Here is a 23,736-nt window from a genome sequence, read left to right as displayed (position 1 = left end):
GAAATCAAACGATAAAAAATAACTTATATGTCTTATATAAGACATGGTGCAACGCAGCGGAACGGCCTATCATTATCTCAAGTGCTTCGCCTTTCTTAATCCGCTTTTTTGCTAGGAAAATGACCATGTCCCACTACCAAGACGACATCAACGCCATCGCAGCCCTGAAGGAACGTAACGGCAGCGCCTGGAACGCCATCAGCCCGGAAGCGGCCGCACGCATGCGCGCCCAGAACAAGTTCAAGACCGGCCTGGACATCGCCCGCTACACCGCCAAGATCATGCGCGCCGACATGGCCCGCTACGATGCCGACCCATCCCAGTACACCCAGTCCCTGGGCTGCTGGCACGGTTTCATCGGCCAGCAGAAGATGATCTCGATTAAGAAGCACTTCAACAGCACCGATCGCCGCTACCTCTACCTGTCGGGCTGGATGGTCGCTGCGCTGCGCTCCGAGTTCGGCCCGCTGCCTGACCAGTCGATGCACGAAAAAACCGCCGTGTCGGCCCTGATCAAGGAGCTGTACACCTTCTTGCGCCAGGCTGATGCCCGCGAACTGGGGGGCCTGTTCCGCCAGCTGGACGCCGCCACCGGCGACGCCAAGAAAGCCATCCAGGACAAGATCGACAACCATGTCACTCACGTGGTACCGATCATCGCCGACATCGACGCCGGTTTCGGCAACGCCGAAGCGACCTACCTGCTGGCCAAGCAATTCATCGAAGCCGGCGCCTGCTGCATCCAGATCGAAAACCAGGTGTCGGACGAGAAGCAGTGCGGCCACCAGGACGGCAAGGTCACCGTGCCTCACGAAGACTTCCTGGCCAAGATCCGCGCCGTGCGCTACGCCTTCCTGGAGCTGGGCGTGGACGACGGCATCATCGTGGCACGTACCGACTCGCTGGGCGCCGGCCTGACCAAGCAGATCGCCGTCACCAGCAAGCCGGGCGACCTGGGCGACCAGTACAACTCCTTCCTCGATTGCGACGAAGTGTCGGCCGACGCCCTGGGCAACGGCGACGTGATCATCAAACGCGACGGCAAGCTGCTGCGTCCTAAGCGCCTGGCTTCCAACCTGTTCCAGTTCCGCCCAGGCACCGGCGAAGCACGCTGCGTCATGGACTGCATCGCCTCGCTGCAGAACGGCGCCGACCTGCTGTGGATCGAAACCGAGAAACCGCACATCGGCCAGATCGGCGGCATGGTCAAGGAAATCCGCAAAGTCATCCCGAACGCCAAGCTGGTGTACAACAACAGCCCATCGTTCAACTGGACCCTGAACTTCCGCCAGCAAGCCTACGACCGCATGAAGGCCGCAGGCGAAGACGTGTCGGCCTACGACCGCGCCGCGCTGATGAACGCCGAGTACGACAGCACCGCGCTGGCCATCGAGGCAGACGAGAAGATCCGCACCTTCCAGGCCGACGCGGCGCGCGAAGCAGGCATCTTCCACCACCTGATCACCCTGCCGACCTACCACACCGCGGCCCTGTCGACCGACAACCTGGCCAAGGAATACTTCGGCGACCAGGGCATGCTGGGCTACGTGGCCGGCGTGCAGCGCAAGGAAATCCGCCAGGGCATCGCCTGCGTCAAGCACCAGAACATGTCCGGTTCCGACATCGGCGACGACCACAAGGAATACTTCAGCGGCGAAGCGGCCCTGAAGGCGGCCGGTAAAGACAACACCATGAACCAGTTCTAAGCCTGCCCTCCAAAGCAAGCAACGCCACCTCCGGGTGGCGTTTTTTATTTCCGGCTTTCGTCGGCGGCAGGAGGGGTTCGGTCCCCGTCATGGCGGTCTTCGTCGGGTGGGCATGGCCTTGGCAGGCAGCGCGGCCTAGGCTGCAAGTGCCGACCCATTTCCACCACGAGGAGCAAGCTCATGAACAAGTCCTGCCTGTTGTTGGGCGCCGCCAGCATGGCGTTCGCCATTCCTGCCCTGGCGCAGCAAGCGCCCGAGGCGATGCCCGCCGTGATCGTCAGCCACGAGATGCCGCTCACCGCGGCGTGTCCGAACGGCATCAGTGATTTGCAAGAGAGGCTGAGCAAGGCGGCGTGGCAAATTGATACGCCGGCCGAGGTGATGGTCAAGTTCACACTGAAGGGCGAGCAGTTAAGCGACCTGCAAACCAGGGCAAGCTATTGGGAATTTCGCGATCCGGTGCGCATGGCCGTACGCCGCCTGCATTGCCGCACGCCTGACCAGGCGGCCTACACAGTGCAGTTCCGCGTCGTGTTCAGGTATGACGACGATGACGACAAGGGCACGACCGCTTCGATCGGGCCCGCACTTTCGCCGGCTCTGGTGGGACGCTAGTCCCTGCCAAGCCGGAAACTGCTGGCGGCCAGCGCACCGATGCGCTGGCCCAGCGCCGTGCCGGCCTCGGTCGAACTGCGGAAATGCACCCCGCCATGGATGCGCGTCAACGCCACCTCCTGGCTGAAGGCGGCCGGCGAGTGCCATTGGCGCCGCTCGCCGGCTGCGCTCGGACTGCTGGTCTCGAGCAGCGGCGGGCTGGCGCGTCCCAGTTCGGCCTGCAGCACGGTTGCCACCACGCTGGCCACAGCGCAATGCGCACAGGGATATTCGGGATGGGGTGGCGTGTCGAGCAGTGGGGTCCAGGCCGGATCGTCGCGTCCTATCGCCGTCACCGGGCGCCAGAAACGATAGTGGTATTTCGCGTCGAATACAGCGATCGTGGTGTCGTCAATTGCCTGCGCCAGCGCTGCATACAGGCGGGCGTTGCGCAGGACGCTGCGGTCCGGCATCTGCGCAACGCCACGCGCCAGGTTGAAAAATATGAGCGGCGAATTGGCTGCCCAGAAACGCGCTGTGGCGGTCTCGGCAGCGCTGCGGCGCGTGCTGTTGCGGCCGCCAAAATCGCGCATTTCCTGCAAGTCACGCGCCCAGGCTGCGCTGGACAAAGCGGGGGGCGGCGGCGGCCGGAAGGCGTCGGCACTGGCCATCAGCCATGGCTTGCGGCGGCCCCAATGCACCAGCACCGGTGCGATCTCTTGCATGGTCGGCACGTACTCCCCGGGCGAGTTACCGCCCGGCTGGTAAGCCATGTCGAGGCTGGCGCCATCCTCGCTGCGCGCGGCGAGCACTGCCGCCGCAGCCGCTTGCCCGGCAGCGATGCCGGCGGCGCGCGCGCCAGGATCGGCACGCGCCTTCGCCAATGCAGACTGGTAGGCCGCCTCGATCGCGGCTTGCTCGGAGGGCGCCTGTGCCAGCAAGGTGGTGCGCCCGCTGGCGGCCAGTGCGGCATCGAGGTCCACGCCGGCTTGCGAGCTGCTGGCGCGCGCCGCCCGGTACATGGCGGTGTGCATGATGGCCAGGACACGGTCCGCCCGCGCCGCATTCAAGTGGGCGCCGGACAGGATCGTGCAGGCAGCGCCATTCCAGTCCGTCACCGCATCGGCCCGCGCCGCCGTCGATGCCAGCAGCATGCCGAGCAGCGCCAGGCCCCAACACGCACCTGTCAGTTTGCTAGTCAGTGCCATATTCGCCTCGCTGTAGTTGGGAAATACTACTGTCACGGCGCTTCCCCTGCGCGTAAAATTTATCAATCATGAAGCGGCTCTTCATTGCACGCGGAGCATGGCGCTACGTCCTCACCGTCCTTGCGCTATGCCTGCTGCTGTCCACCGAGGTGCTGTTCAGTCCGGGTACCTGGTACGAATGGTCGCCGGGACAGATCCTGGCGGGCTGGCTGGAGCAATTAGGCGATACCACCGTGCTGGGTTTGCTTGCGATGCTGGCGGTAGCCGGCACCGACCACCTGTTCCAGCGCGACGGACACTGGCGCCTGGCAGCAGTGCTGGCCGCCGCCACCGCCGCTACGACTGCCGGCTTTACCGCACTGACCCTGTTCCGCTACCCGGCAGGCTACTACCCGCCTTTGCTGGAACTAACTGGCGAAGCCTTGCGCGCCATCCTGTTGGCCGATTTGTTCACCCTGGTTTGGGGCCGCCGCCGCCAGGCAGCACGTGCAGCGCTGCGCACCCGGCGCCTGGCGCTGGACCGCGCCGTACTGCAGCGGCGCACGGAGGAGGCGCGCTTGAAAGTGCTGGAGGCGCAGATCGAACCCCACTTCCTGTTCAACACGCTGGCCACCGTGAAATGCCTGTACCAGGCGGGCGCGGCGGAGGCCGACCGTATGCTGTCCAGCCTGCGTCTGTACCTTGGCGCAGCCTTGCCCCAGATCCGCGATGACGGCGCCACGCTGGCCAGCGAATGCGAACTGGCCCGCGCTTACCTGGAGATCCTGCACATCAGGATGGGCAATCGCTTGCAGTTCGTTATTGACTTGCCGGACGAGCTTGCCAGCCATGCCTTCCCGCCCATGATGCTGGTAACGCTGGTGGAAAACGCCATCAAGCATGGCCTGGCGCCAGCGGCCGAAGGCGGCCGCGTCGACATCAGCGCCAAAGTGCAGGAAGGGCGCCTGCAGGTGAGCGTGGCCGACAATGGGGTCGGCTTCCAGTCCAGCTGCGGCAGCGGCGTTGGACTGGTGAATATCCGCGCGCGCCTGCGGACTTTGTTTGGCCAAGGCGCGGCGCTGGCCCTGCAGCGGAACATGCCGCGCGGCGTGGTGGCCAGCATTGAGATTCCCCTGCATCACGGCGCGCCACGATGGCCGCTGCACGCTGCCGACGACCCTGCGGCAGATGCTGGGCCCGACGCACACTGCGCGCCCCGCCGGCAGGCAGGCGAAGTGAACGCGGCAGCGTTGCCGGCGTCCAGTTGGCGCCAATGCATGCGCGCCCGCTTGCCCCTGCTGCTGCTGGTCGGCCTTGTTACCGGCGCCATCGACGAACTGCGCGTGCTGCCGATCGACCTGGACGTCGGCGGCTGGCAATACTGCCTGGGCGGGGCCGCCGTCGTCTTCGTCAACGGCTTGCTGTTCGCCTCCGTGATGGTGGGTGCGATCACGGCCGCCGAACGCATTGCCGCCGCCCCGCGCTGGCGGCCACCGCTGCTGGCCGCCGCTGTCGCTGCGGGAGCGCTGCTGGCCGCCGCGCTGGCTGTGCCGCCATCCTATTTCCAGCACCGCTTCATCGCCTACGACTACGTTGGCCTCTTTGTCCATATGCTGTGGCTCGCGCTGACCGGCGGCGCCCTGCTGGCCGCCGGACTGAGCGTGGATGCACGCTCGCGCCAAGCCGCCGCACGCCTGTGGAGTGCGCGCCGCGACTGCGCGGATGCCAAGCGCCTGATGGTGGAGTCGCGCCTGAACATCCTCAAGGCGCGCATCGAGCCTGCCCTGCTGGTGCGCGAAATCGGCCGCATCCAGGCGCTGTACCGTGGCCAGCACAATGCCGCCGAACAGCAACTGGACCGGCTGATCGCTTACCTGCAGGCCGCCTTGCCGCACCTGCATGGCGGCGGCGCGACGCTGGGCGATGAAGTGCAACTGGCGCATGCCTACCTGCGGCTGCACGCCGGCAGCTGGGGCGAGCGGCTGGACTGGGACATCGATGTCGCGCCCGCCATGCATGGCTTGCGTTTCCCGCCCATGACGCTGCTGCCGCTCATCGACGATGCCCTCCGGCGCGCCCAGCGCGCAACCCAGCCCCGCTTATTCCTGCAGGTGCGCCTGCAAGCGGCGGCGTCAGGCTTCCGCCTGCTGGTCGAAGACAATTGCGCTGCAACGACGGACCAAAGCTTGCAATATGCAATGACACCGCAGGCACAAAGCTTCCGTGACTTCTATGGCCAGCGCGGCACTATCTCGCGCGAGGTGGAAGGCAATGCGACACGGGTAGCGCTAGCGGCAAATTTCGATGCCGACGGCTGCCAAATGGGACTATCATGAATTGCTACGGCCATACAGGAGAAGCCCCCATGCGCCTCCATCGTCCCCTCATCATGGCTTGCATGACGCTCGCCAGCAGCGTCCTGGCACAGGACGCCGCCAAAGTCAGCCCGCGCACGTACAAGGTCGTGTATGAAGACGACAAGGTGCGCGTACTCGAATACGTGTCCCGGCCCGGCTTGGGCGTGTGCGGCCAGGGCCGCCACTACCATCCCGCCCACCTGACCATGCAGCTGACCGACATCAAGGTCAAGGAAATGCTGGATGACGGCAGCAGCAAATCCGCCGACGTGCCCGCCGGCCGCATGTTCGCCAGCCCGGCCGGATGGCACACCACGGAAAACATCGGCGGCGCCAACGCCCGCGCCTATATCGTCGAATACAAGGACAAGGCCTGGCGTCCCAGCACGGGCTGACGGCTCCACCATGTGCGTCAAGGCCCTGATCGCGGAAGATGAAGCCGTACTGGCCGCGGAACTGCGCCAGCAACTAGCCCGCGTATGGCCCGAGCTGGAGCTGTGCGGCACGGCCAGCGACGGCTATTCCGCACTGCAGGCGATGGAAAGCCAGCGGCCTGACGTGCTGTTCCTCGATATACGCCTGCCCGGCCTCGATGGCCTGGAACTGGCGCGGCTGGCCGGCGGCCGTGCCCAGGTGGTGTTTGTCACCGCCTACGACCAGTTCGCGCTGCGCGCATTCGACGAAGGCGCTGTCGATTACCTGATGAAGCCGCTGGACCCGGCGCGCCTGGCGCGCGCCGTGCAGCGCATCAAATCACGCCTGGCACAGGCGGTACCGGTGGCGGCGCCCGCCAGGGCCGCCACCGTGGCCGACAGTGCGCCACTGCACTGGATCACAGTGCAAATAGGGCGCGACCTGCAGCTGATCGGGGTGGACGAGATCTGCTACCTGCGTGCCGACCACAAGTATGTGGCGGTGGTCACGGCCGAACATGAAGCGCTGGTCAGCGCCTCGCTGAAGGACTTGCTGGCCCGGCTCGATCCGGCCCGCTTCTGGCAGATCCACCGCAGTACCGTGGTCAACACCCAGGCCATCCGCTGCATCAGCCGCGACCAGAACGGCGCCCTGACGCTGCAGTTGAAACAGCGCCGAGAACGCTTGCCCGTCAGCGCTACCTATGCCCACTTGTTCCGCCAGTGGTAAGGCGGTGCTCGCATTGCCGTGCGGCATTTGTGTAGTTTTATGCGCAAACTTATCAACTAAAAGCCGCGCCACGATTGACCTGAGCAGGGAAGGCTTCTAGCATCATTTTGCTAGCTGCTACCCGCGGCTGAGCCGATGTCCAAGGCCTTTCATCCCTTCTGACTCCCAGGACTCAACATGCCCAAGAACCCATTCATGATGTCTCTCGTGGCGGCCGCACTTGCCAGCCAATTCTCCCATGCAACTGCAGCAAGCAATGACAATGTCCGCGTCATCGTCGGCTTCAAGGCCGGCGGCGCAGCCAACGGTAAAGCGGCACTCGCGGCGGCGAGCGGCAAAATCGTGCAGGACTTGCCCAATATCAACGCCTCGGCTGCCGAACTGCCCGCCAAGGCCGTCGATGCTCTGCGCAAAAACGACCAGATCGAATTTGTAGAAGAGGACCAGAAACGCGTGCCCCTGGGCATCAGCACGCCGTCCACCGGCTCGCCTTACCTGGCAGGCCAGCAGGTTCCTTATGGCATCCCCATGGTGCAGGCCGACCAGCTGCCTGACACCTACGCCGGAAACCGCACCATCTGCATCATCGATTCCGGTATCGATATGACGCATGAAGACCTGAAAGCCAACCATGTCAGCGGTGAGAATAATCCTGGCACCGGCTACTGGTACACTGATGAACTGCACCACGGCACCCACGTCGCCGGTACCATTGCTGCGATGAACAATGCCGGCATCGGCGTGGTCGGCGTCAATCCCAACCGCAAGCTCAACCTGCACATCGTCAAGGTCTTCAGCGCCGACGAATGGACGTATACATCGACCCTGATCGCGGCCGCCAACAAGTGCGGCGATGCAGGGGCCAATGTGATCAGCATGTCGCTCGGGGGCGGCGCCCCCAGCATTGCCGAAGAACGCGCCTTCGACGGCCTGGCAAAGCGCGGCGTGCTGTCGATTGCTGCCGCCGGCAACGATGGCAACAATACGCAGTCCTTCCCGGCCGGCTATAGCAGCGTGATGTCGATCGGCGCCCTGGACGAGAACAAGCAGATCGCTACCTTCTCCCAGTTCACGCCGAAAGTCGAGCTGTCGGCGCCGGGCGTCAGCGTGCTCTCCACGGTGCCGATGGGTACCGGGCGCGATGCGTCCCTGCAGGTCGCCGCTGTGCCTTATCCGGTACTGCCGATGGAAGGCTCGCCGGCCGGTTCAGCGACAGCGCCGCTGGCCGACTTTGGCCTCGGCACGGCGACCGATAGTGCGATGGCGGGCAAGGTTTGCCTGATCAGGCGCGGTTCGGTATCGTTTGCCACCAAGGTCTCGAACTGCCAGGCCAGCGGCGGTGTCGGCGCGGTGGTGTACAACAATGTGGCGGGCGACCTGAATGGCACGTTGGGGACCACGGTCACCAATATTCCATCGGTCGGCGCGTCGGACACCACGGGCGCGGCTCTGCTGGGCCAGCTCGGCCAGCAGGCTACCGTGACGGTGAGCGCCACCAATTACGCGGTCTTCAACGGCACCTCGATGGCGACGCCGCATGTGTCAGCGGTAGCGGCGCTGGTGTGGAGCTACTTCCCGAACTGCAGCGCGAGCCAGATGCGCAGCACGCTCGACAAGTCGGCGATGGACCTGGGCGCGCCCGGCCGCGATGTCTACTACGGCTATGGCCTGGTGCAGGCCAAGGCTGCCTATGACCGTATCCGCACCATGGGCTGCGGCAACTAAGCCTCAGGCGGTCTGCTGACCGCGCCCGGCGTGATAGAGCTGGTAGGCCTCGGCCACGAGGGCTACCAGCGTAGCCTGCTCCACCGGCTTTTCAATGAATTTGTAGACCGCGCCCATATTGATCGCCTGGCGCGTCGATTCGGCATCGTCGCAAGCGCTCAGCATGATGCGCAGCACCTCGGGATACATGCGGCGTACCCGGCTCAGGAATTCCACCCCGCTGATGGCCGGCATGCGCTGGTCGCACAGCAGCACCGCCACCTGGTGGCGGGCCAGGATCTCGAACGCTTGCTCCGGGTCGCTGACGGCGTGCACGCGGTAGCCTTCATTGCTCAACACCAGGTCCAGCAAATCCAGCATATGGGTGTCGTCGTCGAGCACCAGCAGGGCCGGTGCATCGGCCGCGCGCCCGGTCAGGTGGCCCGGCAGGCGGTAGTCGGCGCGCAGCAGCGCTTCCAGCGCATCGGCCGCCAGCGGCTTGCTGAAATAGAAGCCCTGCACGATATCGCACTGGCGCTGGGCCAGCAGCGCCAGCTGGCCTTCCGTCTCCACGCCTTCCGCCACCACTTCCAGGTGCAGGCTGTGCGACATGGTGATGATGGCGTCCGAGATGGCCAGGCTGCCCGGGTCGGTCGTGATTTCCCGCACGAAGGAGATATCGAGTTTCAGGCGGTCGATAGGGAAGCGCTTCAGGTAGCTCATATTCGAATAGCCGGTGCCGAAATCGTCGATCGACAATTCGACGCCGATGGCCTTCATGCGCTCCATCATGGGCACGCTGTGTTCGGGGTCGGCCATTGAAATGCTCTCGGTCAGTTCCAGCTCCAGGTAGTGCGGCGCCAGGCCGCTGTCTGCCAGCGCCGCGCGCACCACGGCCTCCAGTTCCTGCTGCGCACACTGGCGCGCCGAGATGTTGACTGCCACCGGCAACGGCGGCAGGCCGGCATCCTGCCAGGCCTTGTTCTGCTTGCAGGCGCGGCGCAGCACCCACTCGCCGATCGGGATGATCAGCCCCGATTCTTCGGCGAAGGAGATGAAATGGCCCGGTCCCAGCAAGCCCTTGTCCGGGTGGCGCCAGCGCAGCAGCGCCTCCAGCCCGACCACGCGACCGCTGCGCAGGCTTACCTGCGGCTGGTAGTGCAGTTCGAATTCGTCGCGCTCCAGCGCCAGGTGCAGGCTCGCCCCCAGTTCCAGCTGCTGCTGCGCGCGCAGCTGCAAGGCTTCGGTGAAGAACTGGAAGCCGTTGCGCCCCAGCTCCTTGGCGCGGTACATGGCGGTGTCGGCGTGCTTGACCAGGATTTCCGCATCGGCGCCGTCCTGCGGGAAGGCAGCCAGGCCGATGCTGCAATGGACCTGGATATCGCGCCCGGCCAGCGTGAGCGGGGCAGCCACGCTTTCCAGCACGGCGCGAATCCGTTCGGTCAGCTGCGCTTCCCCGAGCGCGCCCTGCTCGCCTTCGCGCAGCAGGAGCACGAACTCATCGCCGCCGAAGCGCGCCGCCGTGTCGCGCGGGCGTATGCTTGCCTGCAGGCGCTGCGCCACTTCGCGCAACAGCTGGTCGCCGGCCTCATGGCCCAGGTTATCGTTGATCAGCTTGAAGTCGTCGAGGTCGATGAAGGCGACCACGATGCGCTCGCCGTGCCGTTGCGCGCTGCCGATCGCCTGCTTCAGGCGGTCCATCATCAGGCTGCGGTTGGCCAGGCCGGTCAGGATATCGAACTGGGCCTGGTGCGCCAGCTGGTCGGAATCGTTGCGCGCCTCGGTAATGTCGCTGATGATGGCCACGTAATGGCTGGGCGGTCCGTCGTCGCTGCGCACCGGGGCAATGCTGACTTCATTCCAGAAGGGTTCGCCGTCGCGGCGGTAGCCGCGCAGCACCGCGTGCGCTTCCCGTCCCTCGCGCATGGCCAGCCGGATTTCGTGCAGGCCGGGCTGGTCGACGTCGCCGCGCACCAGGAAGTCCGAAGGCTTGCCCAGCACCTGTGCCGCCGTGTAGCCGGTGATGCGCTCAAATGCCCGGTTGACGTATTCGAGCGGGAAGCCGGGCTTGCCCAGGTCGACGATCATGATGCCATTGAAGGTCGACTCCATTGCGCGTTCGCGCAGGTGCAGCGCAGAACTCATGGAATTGAAGACGGTAGCCAGTTCGCCGATCTCGTCGCTGGCGTCGCGCACTGCCGCCTGCGCGCGCTGACCGCGCCCCAGTTGCAGGGCCGCTTCGGTCAGCTGGCGCAAGGGCGCCGACACAGAGCGCGCCAGGTACAGCGCGCAGCCCAGGGCCAGCGCCGCACCTGCCAGGGCCAGGATGGCCAGCTGGCGGAAAGCCTTCGCCGCCAGTGCGGTCATATCGTTGTACAGCGGCGTGTATTCGAACACCAGGGCGGCAATGATGTTTCTGGCGCCGTCACGCACCGGCACCACCACCTGGCGCATTTCCGGTTCGTTTTCAGTAGCGGCTTCCCTGGTCATGCGCGCCTGCCCGTCACGCAAGGTCTGGGCGATGACCTGCCGCCGTTCGCCCGCCTCAATGGAGGTGCCGATATGGTTGGTGGTGACATCCGCCAGGATGGTCAGGTCGGGCGCGACAATCTCGATATCGCGCTTTTCATGCGTGACGAAAAAATCGACCAACTCCTGGTAGCGCCGCTGGCGCGCTTCCCCCGCATGCTGGGTCACTTCGAAGGCCATCAGGGTCGACATGGCCTGCGCCAGGTTTACCGCCTCGGAGCCGATCGAGCGCTGCGTGATGTCGCGCATCTGGTTGATGGTCAACAGCCCGGCAACGCCGATCACGGCGAAGACCGTCGCAACGACGACGGTAAGCTTGGTCGAAATGCGCATGGCGTCCTTTCCAAGGAGCTGAGGCTATAGAGTAGCTTATTTTCCCCGTACGGAAAGCACTTAGCTAGCGACTATTTTCCTTGCATATTAGTAGCTACGTCTTCCAGTGCCAGTGCCGCCATGGCGCGTATGCCTTCATACGACTTGGCCGTGGCGATGAAGCGGCCGTTGTGGCAGAAGCCGGCGTCCGGCACACCGGTGACCGCTGCCAGTTCGGCGTCGCGCAAGCCGGCCCAAGCAGCCGGCAGGTCGGCCCTGGCATCGAAGCTCTCGGCACTGACCGGCACGGTGTGCAGGACGTGGCGCTGCTCGCCGATGCTGTAGCTGATGACGAACAGTACTTTCGGCATTTCCTTGCGCACCACCTGGGTCCACGGCAGGGCGGCATTCTTCAGGAACAGCAGCTTGCCGTCTTCCAGGACCTGCGCCTGGCGCACTTGCGCCAGCGCCAGCAAGGCGCCGACGCGGTAGCGCACCGCGTTGACCATGACGTCGGTCAGCAAGGCCATGGCGCGGCGGAACTGGGACAAGCGGTATTCCTCCGCCGCGGCGCCGTAGCCCAGCCTGTCCTCGTCCAGCCAGTTGGTGTTGAAGCCGGAAACCACCGCCGACAGGCCATAGCCGCCCGGTGCGCTCTTGGCCGCGCCCACGTCCGACAGGTCGAGGTATTGCACCACGTCGGCATCGATGCCGTAGGCGATTTCGCGCGCCTTGTCGTCGGCCAGTGCGTGCCCTGTATGGGCCAGCGCCAGTGCGCTCACGCAGCGTGCACCGTACTCGCGCCACACCAGTCCTGCGCTGGCATAGGGAACACCGGACTGGCGCGCCACGTCAAAACCCTTTTGATGGTGGTCGAAGCGACCCGCAGCCGGGTCGTAGACGCCGCCGACATCGACGGCGAAATCGGCAGTATCGATGACTGCCTGGTCGCGCGTGCGGATAATGTCCGCGTCTGGGAATAGAACATTCAGGACAGCGACGGCCCAGGCATCGTCTGCGTGGAATTTGCCGCTGTGGGTCACGATAAGCATGCGGAGTCCAATCATTGAAACTGCTTCATGATATACCGTGACACAATCCAGATACGTTTCCTACCTATACTTGACCCAACCATCAACTTCTTGCGGAGAATGCCTTGGACAATAAAGTCAACCAGCAACGCCGTTCCATACTGGGCGGTGCATTCGCCCTGGCGGGACTGTCTGTGCTCGCGCCGGTCGCCTTGGCGGCTGCCTTGCCGGCCAACGCCGGCCGTTCACTCGGCACGCTGCGCACGGTACGCACGGCAGAACTGGAAATCGGCTACGCCGAGCTGGGGCCGGCCGCCGGCCAGCCGGTCATCCTGCTGCATGGCTGGCCCTACGACATCCACAGCTTCGAGGACGTGGCGCCCCTGCTGGCAAGCGCCGGCTACCGCGTGATCATGCCTTACCTGCGCGGCTATGGCAGCACGCGCTTCCTGTCCAAAGACACTTTCCGCAATGCCCAGCAGACCGCCGTCGCGCTGGATATCATCGCCATGATGGATGCATTGAAGATCCCGCAGGCCATCTTCGGCGCTTTCGATTGGGGCGCGCGCACGGCCTGCATCATCGCCGCACTGTTCCCTGAACGCTGCAAGGCCCTGGTTTCGGTCAGCGGCTACCTGATCGGCACCCCGGCCGGCAACAAAAAGCCGCTGCCGCCGCAAGCGGAATTCGCCTGGTGGTACCAGTACTACTTCGCCACCGAGCGTGGCCGCCTCGGTTATGAAGCCAACCGCAAGGACTTCAACCGCCTGATCTGGCAAACTGCGTCGCCCAAATGGGCCTTCGACGAAGCCACCTTTGCCCGCAGTGCCGCGGCATTCGACAATCCGGACCATGTGGACATCGTGGTGCACAACTACCGCTGGCGGCTTGGCCTGGCCGACGGCGAGCGCAAATACGATGCGCTGGAAGCGCGCCTGGCGCAAAGCCCGGCGATCTCGGTGCCCACGATCACGATGGAGGGCGACGCCAACGGCGCCCCGCACGCCGCGCCTGCCGCCTATGCCGGCAAGTTCACCGGCAAATATCAGCATCGCACGCTGGCTGGCGGCATTGGCCATAACCTGCCGCAGGAGGCGCCGCGCGACTTTGCCCAGGCCATCCTCGACGTCGCGGCGCTGTGATCAGGTGAACTTTTCCGGCTGCGCGTCGAACAGGCGCTTATGCTCCGCGCTGCAGAAGTAGTAGGTGCGCTTGCGGTATGTGGACGCCGGGTCGCTCGCCTTGTCCACGTCCATCTCGCACACCGGACAAATCGGGTGATCGGCGCTCGCCACCCGCCGCTTGGCATACATGCTGTTGGACATGGGATCCAGCCAGCCCTGGCCCTGGTATTCCATCGTGTAAGCGGTGCTGCTGGCCACGCTGCGGCCGAAGTAGCGTTCGACCACGCGCAACGCAAGGTCGATGCCGGAAGACAGGCCGCCGGCAGTAGCGAACTTGCCTTCTTCCACAAAGCGTGCACCGCGCTTGAGCGAGACGGCAGGGTAGCGCATGGCGAACTCGTTGAAGGCGCTGTGGTGGGTGGTGGCTGATTTGCCGTCCAGCAGTCCCGCATGTGCCAGCACGAACGCGCCGGTGCAGACCGACATCGTCAGGTCGGCAGCGCGCGAGGCCTGCCGCAGCCACTCCAGCACGGCCGGGTCGTTGACGGTCTGGGCCGGGATGACGATCACCTTGGGCGGCGGGGCATTCGCGATGGTGTAGTTCGGCACGATCTTCATGCCGCCCATTGTGGTGATCGGCGCCTCCGTGGCGGCAACCGTGTACAGCTGGAACGCCGGACCGTCGCCCCGCCCCGGTACGCTGACATTGGAGAACACTTCCCACGGTCCGCCAAAGTCGATCACCACGGCATTGTCTGAAAGCAGGACGGCTACCGGGATGCTGCCTTGCGCCGGCGGGTGCAAGGGCAATGCCGGGAAAGCCGCGCCGGCAGACGGCGCCTTGGCCAGGCCCAGCGCCGGCAGCGCCGCGCCCAGGCCCATTACGGTGGAAATGCGGAACAGTTCTCTTCTTTTCATGATTCAGGCCTCCAGGTTTATCAAGGCCTGTAGTCTCCCATCGCCCCCTCGGCCGGCGCGAGGCAGTTCGCTGCAAACGGCTGTGGTTTCGCTGCAAACCCGTCACCGGCAGTGAGGGAATTCCCCTATCATTGCGGCCATGACCGCAATCGCTCCCTTCTTCGCCTGGCTGGCACTGGCCTTGTTCGACGCAACGCAGACCGTGGTGTCGATGAAGGCCATGGGCATGCAGCACAACTGGTGGACGCTGTTCTTCGTCACCGTGTCAGGCTGGGGCGTCTGGGCTGCCGCCACGCCGCTTGCCCTGAAGCTGCTGCTGCACTTTCCGCTGCCATCGCGTTCGGCCCGCAACTGGTCCGTGCACGCCCTGGCCTGCCTGGCCATCGGCGCCGTATGGACCGCCTGGGCCGCCATGCTGGAAACCACGACCAACCCCTTCGCCTACCCTAGGGGAGCAGACCCATTCCTGCCGCTGTGGAAGGCCAGGTTCATCGGCAACCTGGTGGGCGACGTCATCCTGTATGGCGCCATCGCGGCCGTGAGCGTGACTTTTGCGACGCGCAAGCGCCTGTCGCAGCAGCGCGAACTGCTGGCGCAGGCGCAGCTGGCGGCCCTGCGGCTGCAACTGGAGCCTCATTTCATCTTCAATGCACTGAACACCGTGACCGGCCTGATTCGCGAGAAAAAGGACAATGAGGCCATCGCCACCGTCGCCGCGCTGGGCGACCTGCTGCGGCGCGTGACCGACAGTTCCGAACGCCAGCTGGTGGCCCTGGAAGACGAAGTGGACTTCCTGTGCAAATACCTGGAGATCCAGCAATTGCGCTTTGCCGACCGCCTGCGCTGCAAGCTCGAGATCCCTGACGGCCTGGCGCGCGCCCAGGTGCCGGACTTCATCCTGCAGCCACTGGTGGAAAACGCCATCAAGCACGGCATCGCCAAACGCGCCAAGGGCGGCGCGCTGAGCGTAAGCGCCGCGCGCGATGGCGAAACGCTCACCCTGACCGTCTTCAATGAAGGCCCGGCCCTGGCGGCAAGCGGCCAGCATGGCGTTGGCCTGTCCAACACCCGCCTGCGGCTGCAGGCGCTGTATGGCGCGGCCCAGTCGCTGCTGTTGCGCGACGTGGAGCAAGGCGTGCTGGCTACCGTCAGCCTGCCCTACCGGGAGCAATAATGCTGCGCGCCATGATCATCGACGACGAGCCGCTGGCGCGCAGCAATGTGGTCCACCTGCTGGCGCGCGACCCGGCCATCAGCGTGGTCGCCCAATGCGGCTCTGCGCAGGACGCCCTGGCTGCACTGCCTGCGGCCAGGCCCGACCTGGTCTTCCTCGATGTGGAAATGCCGGAGTGCGACGGTTTCGAGCTGCTCGAACAGTTGGGCACCGCGCCGCCGTTTGCGATTGTCTTCGTCACCGCCCACCACCAGTTCGCGCTACGCGCCTTTGAAGTCGGTGCGCTTGATTACCTGCTCAAGCCTTTCGACGACCGGCGCTTCGAACGGGTGCTCGAACGCGTGAAGGAACGCTTGCGCGTACCGGGTGAAACGCGGCGCTTCATCATCCGCAATGGCGGCACACTGGAGGTAGTGAAGTTCGCCGACATCGACTGGGTCGAAGCGAGCGACTACTACACCACCCTGCACGCCGGCGGCCGGGCGCACATGCTGCGCCGCAGCCTGTCCGACCTGGAAGGCGAGCTGGCGCCGCACGGCTTCCATCGCATCCACCGCTCGGCCATCGTCAACCTCGAGCACGTGCGCGCGCTGGAGCTGCGCGAAGACGGCGAATATGAAGTGGTGCTGCAATCGGCCCAGCGCCTGCGCATGAGCCGGAGCTACCGCAAATCCGTACTGGATAAATTGGCCCCGCTTTAGTTATACTTGCATTTTTCTTAACCATTCAGGATCTATGCAACGTCTGATACTGGCCATGGCCGTGCTGTCCCTGAGCGCGTGCGCCACCCAAAAAGAGCAGGACCGCATCCAGGAAATTTCGAAGACGCCGCTGCGCGACCTCAATATCAGCAAGGTGGAAATCCCCGGCGTGCTGCGCGACGCGATGGGCAACCCGTACAAGGTCCCTTCCGACATGAGCTGTACCTCCCTGCAGCAGCAGGTTGCTGACCTGGATGAACAGCTGGGCCCGGACCTCGACGTCCCTGAAGAAAAACTGGGCCACATGGACCAGGGGCGCGAAGCCCTGGGCAACGCTGCCACTGGCGCCCTGCAAAACACGGTGGAAGGCGCCATCCCCTTCCGCGGCTGGCTGCGCAAGCTGAGTGGCGCGGAGCGCCAATCGCGCCATGCGCAAGCGGCGGTCCTGGCCGGCAAAGTACGCCGCGGCTACCTGAAAGGCATCATGGAGTCGACTTCCTGCCACATGGTTTGAAAGCTTGCGTTTGCTGCACCGCATCATGCTAGAATCGATGCAATCTTAGCCATGCGGAGGCCAGCAGATGAAGCGCGTTATCTTCAACCAGAAGGGCGGAGTCGGTAAATCGACCATTGCGGTGAACCTGGCGGCCATTGCGGCGCACCATGGCAAGCGCACGCTCCTGATCGACATCGACCCGCAGTGCAACAGTAGCCGCTATGTGCTCGGCGCGGCGACGCGGGACATGGCGCCCACCCTGGGCGCCTACTTCGAACAGATGCTCAGCTTCAGCATGTTCGCCAAGCCGGCCGGCGAATACGTGCACGCCACGCCCTTCGACAACCTGTCCATCATGCTGGCGCACCCGGAACTGGGCGACCTGCAATCGAAGCTCGAGTCGCGCCACAAGATCTACAAGCTGCGCGACACGCTGAACGAACTGGAAAAGGACTACGACGAAATCTTCGTCGACACGCCGCCGGCCTACAACTTCTTCACCCAGTCGGCCCTGATCGCCGCCGACAGCTGCCTGATTCCCTTCGACTGCGACGACTTTTCGCGCCAGGCGCTGTACACCCTGGTCAACAACGTGAAAGAGATCAAGGCCGACCACAATCCGAACCTGCAGATCGAAGGCATCGTGGTCAACCAGTTCCAGCCGCGCGCCAACCTGCCGCAGCGCATGGTGGACCAGCTCAAGGAAGAAGGCCTGCCGGTATTCGAGAACAAGCTCTCAAGCTCGATCCGCATTCGCGAATCGCATGAGCGCAACCTGCCGATGATCCACCTGGACCGCAGCCATAAGCTAAGCCAGGAATTCCTCGCCCTGTACGGCGAGCTTCGCTAAAGCTAACGCCCGCAAGCCGCCACCATATCGATTTCGAGAGCCGCCCCGGCTGGCAGCTTCGCAGCCTGGATGGTGGTACGGGCCGGGCGATGGTCGCCGAAGCGTTTGCCATAAGCCTCGTTCATTTTGGCGAAGTCGCCCAGCTCCGTCATATAGACCGTCACTTTGACCACGTCTTTCAAGCTGCAGTCTGCCCCGGCCAGCACCGCCTCCTGCACATCGAATACGCGGTTGACCTGCGGCTGGATGTCGCCTTGCATGACCTGGCCCGCCGCATCGCGCGGGATCACGCCCGAGGTGTAGACGAAGCCATTCGCGGCCACGGCCTGCGAATACGGGCCGATCGCCTTGGGCGCGGCATCGACGGCAATCATGCGCACCGGCGCAGGCGACATCGTCACGCAACCAGCAAGGGCAAGGGCAAGGGCCAGGAGGGGGCATAACTTGCAAGAACGCAGCTTCATGGCGACATCCTTTCGGGCAAGGTTGTCCAACCAATGTAGCACCCGGCCACCGACAGTCAATTAACAACTTGAAATTTGATCCAGGTCATGGCGGGGCCGTGGCGGCATGGCTATGCTTGCGCATTTTGCCTCTCATGCTGACCGCCCCCGAACTCCTCCTGCCCGCCGGCTCCCTGGCGAAAATGAACGCCGCCTTCGATTACGGCGCCGACGCCGTCTACGCAGGCCAGCCCCGCTACAGCCTGCGCGTGAGGAATAACGATTTCTCCACCCTGCAGGCGCTGCAGCAAGGCATTGACGGCGCCCACGCACGCGGCAAGCAGTTCTTCGTGGCCAGCAATATCTTCGCCCACAATTCCAAGCTCAAGACCTACCTGCGCGATATGGCGCCGGTCATCGCCATGAAGCCCGATGCGCTGATCATGGCCGACCCAGGCCTGATCATGATGGTGCGCGAAGAATGGCCGGATATGCCGATCCACCTGTCGGTGCAGGCCAATGCCGTCAACTGGGCCGACGTGAAGTTCTGGCAGCGCCTGGGCCTGACGCGCGTGATCCTGTCGCGCGAACTGTCGCTCGACGAGATCGAGGAAATCCGCCAGCGCTGCCCCGACATGGAGCTGGAAGTGTTCGTGCACGGCGCCCTGTGCATGGCCTACTCGGGCCGCTGCCTGCTCTCCGGCTACTTCAACCACCGCGACGCCAACCAGGGTACCTGCACCAATGCCTGCCGCTGGGACTACAAGGTCGGCGAAGGCTGCCCGGACGCGACTGGCGACATCTCTGTGCTGCACCAGCAGCCGCGCCACCCGCTCGCCAGCCAGACCTACCTGCTGGAAGAAGCCGGCCGTCCCGGCCAGCTGATGCCGATCTTCGAGGACGAACACGGCACCTACATCATGAATTCAAAGGACTTGCGCGCGGTGGAGCACGTCGAGCGCCTGGTGAAAATCGGCGTCACCTCACTCAAGGTGGAAGGCCGCACCAAGTCCGCTTACTACGCCGCGCGCACGGCGCAGGTCTACCGCAAGGCCATCGACGACGCGCTCGCCGGCCGCCCTTTCGACGAAAGCCTGCTCGGCCAGCTGCAAGGCCTGGCCAACCGCGGCTACACGGACGGCTTCTACCAGCGCCACCACACGCAGGAGCACCAGAATTACATGCGCGGCGCGTCGGAGACGGACCGCAGCCAGTATGTCGGGGACGTGATCGGGATGGAGAACGGCTGGGCGCGCGTCGATGTGAAGAACCATTTCGCGGTGGGCGATCGCATTGAGGTGATGCACCCAAGCGGCAACCGCGATATCACCTTGGACCGCCTGCTGGCGGATGATGGCAGCGATATCGCGGTAGCCCCAGGCAGCGGCCACATCGTGCGCATCCAGCTCGATGAATGGCTGGATGGCGCACTCCTGTCGCGCTACCTGTAGCAAGATAAAAGTCGGGGTCAGCTCTGGCAATCGGACACAAATTTCGCGATGCGAAATTTGTGTCCGATTGCCGGAGCTGACCCCGACTTTTTAGGTGCTAGCGATTACCAGAAGATCACGCGCTGGTCCGGCGGCAGGTACATCTTGTCGCCCTCTTTCACGCCGAAGGCGTCGTAGAAGCCGGGGTGGTTTTTCAGGCTGCCGTTGACGCGGAATTCGGACGGCGAGTGCGGGTCGGACTTCACCTGCTGGATCAGCGCCGCGTCGCGCGCCTTGCCGCGGCGGGCTTGCGCCATGCCCAGGAAGATGCGCTGTTCGGCAGTGTAGCCATCGATGACCGGGGCGGGTTTGCCTTTCAGGTAGATCTTGTAGGCGCGGGTGGCCATGATCAAGCCTGCGTTGTCGGCGATGTTTTCGCCCAGGGTCAACTCGCCATTGACATTGTAGCCGGGGACAGGGCTGTAGCCGTTGTATTGCGCCACCAGCATCTTGCCGCGCGCCGCGAACTTCTCGCCGTCTTCCTTGGTCCACCAGTTGCGCAGGTTGCCTTCGCCGTCGTATTGCGAACCTTTGTCGTCGAAGGCGTGGCTGATTTCGTGGCCGATGGAGATGCCCACCGCACCGTAGTTGATGGCCGGTTCCGCCTTCGGGTCAAACAGCGGGTCTTGCAGGCGGGCCGCCGGGAAGACCACCTCGTTCAACGTCTGGCTGTAATAGGCGTTGACGGTTTGCGGCGTCATGCTCCATGCCGCGCGGTCCACCGGCTTGCCCAGCTTTTCGACAGCGAGCTTGTGGGCGAATTCGCGCGAGCGCAGGATGTTGCCGACCAGGTCGTTGCGCTCCACCGTCAGCCGGGAATAGTCGCGCCATTTGTCCGGGTAGCCGACCTTGACGTTGATCTTGGCCAGCTTGGCTTTTGCCTGCAATTTGGTTTCCGGGCTCATCCACTCCAGCGTGTCGATGCCTTCGCGGAAGGCGATGATGAAGTTCTGCGCCATTTCCAGCACCTGCTGCTTGCGCTCGGCAGGGAAGTATTCCTGGACATAGGCCTTGCCCACCATTTCGCCCAGTTCGCGGTTTACTTCCGCGATCGCGCGCTTTTGCAGCGAACGGTTTTCCTTGGTACCAGCCAGCACGCCGCCGCGGAAGGCGAAGTTCTCGTCCACAAAGTCTTGCGACAGGTAAGGCGCGAAGGAGCTGACCAGGTGGAATTCGAAGTAAGCCTTCCACACCGGCAGCGGGGTGGCGTCAATCAGCTTGTCCAGCGCAGCGAGGAAACTTGGCTGGCCGACGATCACGGAATCGATCTTGCCCGCTACGCCAGCGCCCTTCAGGTAGGCGTCCCAGTCAAAGCCTGGCATCAGCGCTTTCAGTTCGGCCAGCGACAGTTTGTTGTAGGTTTTGACCGGGTCGCGGTTTTGTACGCCGGACCATTGGGCCCGGGCGATGTCGGTTTCCAGCGCCACGATCTGCGCCGCTTCCTGCGCCGCTTGCGCATGGCCGGCGAGCGCCAGCATTTTTTCCACGTGCAGCTGGTACTTGGCGCGGATGTCGCTCAGGCGCGCATCCTTATCGGACAGGAAGTAGTCGCGGCTCGGCAAACCCAGCCCGGACTGGTGGATGCCGACCACGTAACGCGTCGAATCCCTCGCGTCCTGGCGCACGCTCATGTCGAGCGGGGAGGCGTTGGCAATGCTCTCCAGGTGCGCCGCCAGCGTGGCGATGCCCTTCTTGTCGGACAGCGCGGCGATGCGGGCGCGTTCCTCGTTCAGCGGTTTCAGGCCCAGTGCGTCGCGGCGCGCCTGGTCCATGAAGCTGGCGTAATAGTCGCCGATCTTCTGCGCATCGGAACCTGGCTGGCGCGTCTTGTCCTGCTCCGCCTTTTCGATGATGGAACGCAGCTGGCCTTCCACCTTTTCCTGCGCTACGTTGAACGCCCCCCAGCTCGAACGGTCTGCCGGGATCTCCACGTCGCTCAGCCACTTGCCTTGCGAGTAGCGGAAAAAGTCGTCCTGCGCGCGGACTTGCTGGTCGATGCCGGCCTTGTCGATGCCCGATTGCAGGTCCGCTGCGAAAGCGTGGGAACAAACCAGGCCAAAAATCAGGCTGCCGAGGATTGTGCGTTTCATTCGTTAAAGCTCCGGTGAAAAAAAATCATGCGAAGTATGCCGCAGGCGAGGCCCGCCCGGGCGGCTGCGGCCGTTCCAGCAACACTGTGTTACACAGCCACGGGAATTTGACCTGCGGCCGCGCAAAGCCGATACTTGCCGGGTTTTAGTCCCATTCACCCATCCCAGGAGGTTACCAGTGAAACATACCGCGCTGGCCACCGTGCTACTCGCTGTTACCGCAGCGCATGCGCAAGACGTGCCTAAGATCGATCCCCAGCACCTGTCGCAAGACGTTAAAGTTTTGGCATCCGATGAATTCGAAGGCCGCGGCCCGAACACCGCCGGCGAAGTAAAGGCCACCGAATACATCGCCAAACAATTCGAAGCAGCCGGCCTGAAACCGGGCGGCGACATGGTCAAGGGCAAGCGCAGCTGGTACCAGGAAGTGCCGCTGGGCCGTTTTGAAATCAAGGGCCCGATGACGCTGAAGGCGCAAGCCGGCAAAGACAGCATCCCGTTCGCGCAAGGCGAGCAGATCGCGGTACGCGCGGCGATGAATGGCGCCAAGCGCGTGGACTTCGACAAAGCGCCGCTGGTGTTCGTCGGCTACGGCGTGAACGCGCCTGAGCGCAAATGGAACGACTTCAAGGGCATGAACCTGAAGGGCAAGCTGGCCGTGGTGCTGATCAACGACCCGGACTTCGAAACCGGCGAAGGCGATTTCGGCGGCAAGGCAATGACCTACTACGGCCGCTGGACCTACAAGTACGAAGAAATGGCGCGCCAGGGCGCAATCGGCACCCTGATCGTGCACGAAACCGCGCCAGCTTCCTACGGCTGGGCGACCGTAAAGAATTCCAACACCAACACCATGTACGACATCGTGCGCAAAGATGCAGCCAAGGCGCATGCGCCGATGGAAGCCTGGATCCAGCGCGACGTGGCGGCAGACCTGTTCAAGCGCGCCGGCCTCGATTTCGAAGCGGCCAAGAAGCAGGCGCAGACGCGCGACTTCAAGCCGATGGAACTGAAAGGCGTGAGCCTGTCGGCCCACTACGCTGTGGACACGCAAGTGATCAAGTCGAAGAACGTGCTGGGCGTGCGCGAAGGCGCCACCGCTCCCAACGAAACCGTGATCTACAGCGGCCACTGGGACCACCTGGGCGTCGGCGAACCGGATGCCAAGGGCGACAAGATCTACAACGGCGCCATCGACAACGGCACCGGCATCGCCGCCCTGCTGGAACTGGCGCGCGTGTACGGCAAGGCGCCTGCGCCGCGCCGCAGCGTGGTATTCCTGGCTGTGACTGCGGAAGAGAAAGGCTTGCTCGGTTCCGAGTACTACGCCGCCAACCCGGTCTACCCGCTGGCGACCACCGTCGGCATGATCAATATGGATGCCCTGAGCCCATACGGCCCGACGCGCAACTTCACCATTTCCGGCAGCGCCAAGCTGGACCTGCTGGATATGCTGATCGCCAAGTTCAAGGCCGTCGACGTCGTCTATATGCCTGATCCGCACACCGAAGCCGGCTACTTCTTCCGCTCCGACCACTTCTCGATGGCCAAGCGCGGCGTGCCCGCACTGTCGCTCGACTCCGGCGAAGACTGGATCGAAGGCGGCCTGGCCGCTGGCAAGGCCGCACAGGAAGCGTACACCGAGCATAACTACCACCAGCCTTCGGACGAGTGGCATGCCGAGTGGCCGTTCACCGGCATGGCGCGCGACCTGGGCGTGCTGTATAGCCTGGGCCGCGACCTGGCCGAATCGAAGGCCTGGCCAAACTGGTCGAGCGACTCCGAGTTCCGCGCGATTCGTGACCAAAGCGCGGCCAAGCGCGCCAAATAATAAAATGTAAATGCAGTCCAAGGCCCTCGACCGAGGGCCTTTTCTTTTTCTACGGT

19 protein-coding genes are annotated in these 23,736 nt (G+C 64.1%); 13 read left to right on the top strand and 6 right to left on the bottom strand.

The window, feature by feature from the left end:
* Positions 1–125 precede the first annotated feature (125 nt).
* Both GM658_RS23585 and GM658_RS23580 read left to right on the top strand, forming a co-directional pair.
* Entirely contained in the window at positions 126–1,706 is a 1,581-nt protein-coding gene (locus GM658_RS23585; protein ID WP_155456509.1) for an isocitrate lyase, read from the top strand.
* A 180-nt stretch (positions 1,707–1,886) separates the two neighbouring features.
* The gene (locus tag GM658_RS23580) at positions 1,887–2,321 is read left to right on the top strand and encodes a hypothetical protein (RefSeq protein WP_155456508.1); all 435 of its coding nucleotides are present in this window, start codon (positions 1,887–1,889) and stop codon (positions 2,319–2,321) included.
* Here GM658_RS23580 and GM658_RS23575 read toward each other — a convergent pair.
* A complete protein-coding gene (locus GM658_RS23575) occupies positions 2,318–3,508 on the bottom strand; it encodes a vanadium-dependent haloperoxidase (protein WP_155456507.1) in 1,191 nt (396 codons plus the stop codon). The two genes, GM658_RS23580 and GM658_RS23575, sit on opposite strands and share 4 nt — an antisense overlap.
* Positions 3,509–3,576: 68 nt before the next feature.
* Here GM658_RS23575 and GM658_RS23570 point away from each other — a divergent pair, with 68 nt between their 5' ends.
* From GM658_RS23570 to GM658_RS23555, 4 genes are all read left to right on the top strand, one after another.
* Positions 3,577–5,823, top strand: coding sequence for a histidine kinase (locus tag GM658_RS23570; RefSeq protein ID WP_155456506.1), 2,247 nt, complete (start codon positions 3,577–3,579; stop codon positions 5,821–5,823).
* 29 nt (positions 5,824–5,852) lie between these two features.
* On the top strand, positions 5,853–6,239 hold the full coding sequence (locus tag GM658_RS23565) for a hypothetical protein (protein WP_155456505.1): 387 nt from the start codon (positions 5,853–5,855) through the stop codon (positions 6,237–6,239).
* Positions 6,240–6,249: 10 nt separating this feature from the next.
* On the top strand, positions 6,250–6,987 hold the full coding sequence (locus GM658_RS23560) for a LytR/AlgR family response regulator transcription factor (protein WP_155456504.1): 738 nt from the start codon (positions 6,250–6,252) through the stop codon (positions 6,985–6,987).
* Positions 6,988–7,164: 177 nt separating this feature from the next.
* Complete coding sequence (locus GM658_RS23555; protein WP_155456503.1) at positions 7,165–8,712, top strand: S8 family serine peptidase; 1,548 nt, start codon at positions 7,165–7,167, stop codon at positions 8,710–8,712.
* A 3-nt stretch (positions 8,713–8,715) separates the two neighbouring features.
* Here the strand turns inward: GM658_RS23555 and GM658_RS23550 are convergent, their stop codons facing one another.
* Together GM658_RS23550 and GM658_RS23545 are read right to left on the bottom strand one after the other, a co-directional pair.
* Complete coding sequence (locus tag GM658_RS23550) at positions 8,716–11,553, bottom strand: EAL domain-containing protein (protein WP_155456502.1); 2,838 nt, start codon at positions 11,551–11,553, stop codon at positions 8,716–8,718.
* A gap of 71 nt (positions 11,554–11,624) precedes the next feature.
* Positions 11,625–12,599 (bottom strand): MYG1 family protein, encoded by a 975-nt coding sequence (locus GM658_RS23545; protein WP_229417037.1) that lies wholly within the window; start codon positions 12,597–12,599, stop codon positions 11,625–11,627.
* 89 nt (positions 12,600–12,688) lie between these two features.
* On the opposite strand from GM658_RS23545, the gene GM658_RS23540 reads away from it, so the two are divergent.
* On the top strand, positions 12,689–13,705 hold the full coding sequence (locus GM658_RS23540) for an alpha/beta fold hydrolase (protein ID WP_155456501.1): 1,017 nt from the start codon (positions 12,689–12,691) through the stop codon (positions 13,703–13,705).
* Here the strand turns inward: GM658_RS23540 and GM658_RS23535 are convergent, their stop codons facing one another.
* Entirely contained in the window at positions 13,706–14,605 is a 900-nt protein-coding gene (locus GM658_RS23535) for a DJ-1/PfpI family protein (RefSeq protein ID WP_155456500.1), read from the bottom strand. It lies immediately after the preceding gene.
* A gap of 139 nt (positions 14,606–14,744) precedes the next feature.
* On the opposite strand from GM658_RS23535, the gene GM658_RS23530 reads away from it, so the two are divergent.
* The 4 genes from GM658_RS23530 (at position 14,745) to GM658_RS23515 (ending at position 17,826) form a co-directional block, all read left to right on the top strand.
* Complete coding sequence (locus GM658_RS23530) at positions 14,745–15,779, top strand: sensor histidine kinase (protein ID WP_155456499.1); 1,035 nt, start codon at positions 14,745–14,747, stop codon at positions 15,777–15,779.
* On the top strand, positions 15,779–16,480 hold the full coding sequence (locus GM658_RS23525) for a LytR/AlgR family response regulator transcription factor (RefSeq protein WP_211841920.1): 702 nt from the start codon (positions 15,779–15,781) through the stop codon (positions 16,478–16,480). The genes GM658_RS23530 and GM658_RS23525 overlap by 1 nt, the downstream gene beginning before the upstream one ends.
* A gap of 34 nt (positions 16,481–16,514) precedes the next feature.
* Positions 16,515–16,994, top strand: a complete 480-nt coding sequence (locus GM658_RS23520) for a hypothetical protein (protein ID WP_229417036.1) — start codon at positions 16,515–16,517, stop codon at positions 16,992–16,994.
* 67 nt (positions 16,995–17,061) lie between these two features.
* The gene (locus tag GM658_RS23515; protein WP_155456498.1) at positions 17,062–17,826 is read left to right on the top strand and encodes a ParA family protein; all 765 of its coding nucleotides are present in this window, start codon (positions 17,062–17,064) and stop codon (positions 17,824–17,826) included.
* 2 nt (positions 17,827–17,828) lie between these two features.
* On the opposite strand, the gene GM658_RS23510 is transcribed toward GM658_RS23515, so the two are convergent.
* Positions 17,829–18,290, bottom strand: coding sequence for a Rid family detoxifying hydrolase (locus tag GM658_RS23510; protein ID WP_211841919.1), 462 nt, complete (start codon positions 18,288–18,290; stop codon positions 17,829–17,831).
* A gap of 134 nt (positions 18,291–18,424) precedes the next feature.
* On the opposite strand from GM658_RS23510, the gene trhP reads away from it, so the two are divergent.
* Positions 18,425–19,720 carry a prephenate-dependent tRNA uridine(34) hydroxylase TrhP gene (gene trhP, locus GM658_RS23505; RefSeq protein WP_155456497.1) on the top strand — a complete coding sequence of 432 codons (1,296 nt, stop codon included), beginning with the start codon at positions 18,425–18,427 and terminating at the stop codon, positions 19,718–19,720.
* Positions 19,721–19,824: 104 nt separating this feature from the next.
* Here the strand turns inward: trhP and GM658_RS23500 are convergent, their stop codons facing one another.
* Positions 19,825–21,849, bottom strand: a complete 2,025-nt coding sequence (locus tag GM658_RS23500; RefSeq protein WP_155456496.1) for a M13 family metallopeptidase — start codon at positions 21,847–21,849, stop codon at positions 19,825–19,827.
* 178 nt (positions 21,850–22,027) lie between these two features.
* Between GM658_RS23500 and GM658_RS23495 the strand changes: the two genes are divergently transcribed.
* Positions 22,028–23,680, top strand: a complete 1,653-nt coding sequence (locus GM658_RS23495; protein WP_170298936.1) for a M28 family metallopeptidase — start codon at positions 22,028–22,030, stop codon at positions 23,678–23,680.
* The last annotated feature ends 56 nt before the right edge of the window (positions 23,681–23,736 follow it).

Origin of the sequence: Massilia eburnea (assembly GCF_009720745.1) — a bacterium.
Classification (GTDB): domain Bacteria; phylum Pseudomonadota; class Gammaproteobacteria; order Burkholderiales; family Burkholderiaceae_D; genus Rugamonas; species Rugamonas eburnea.
Note: the sequence above shows the minus strand (reverse complement) of the source record. Positions and strands in the feature narration are given on the sequence as shown.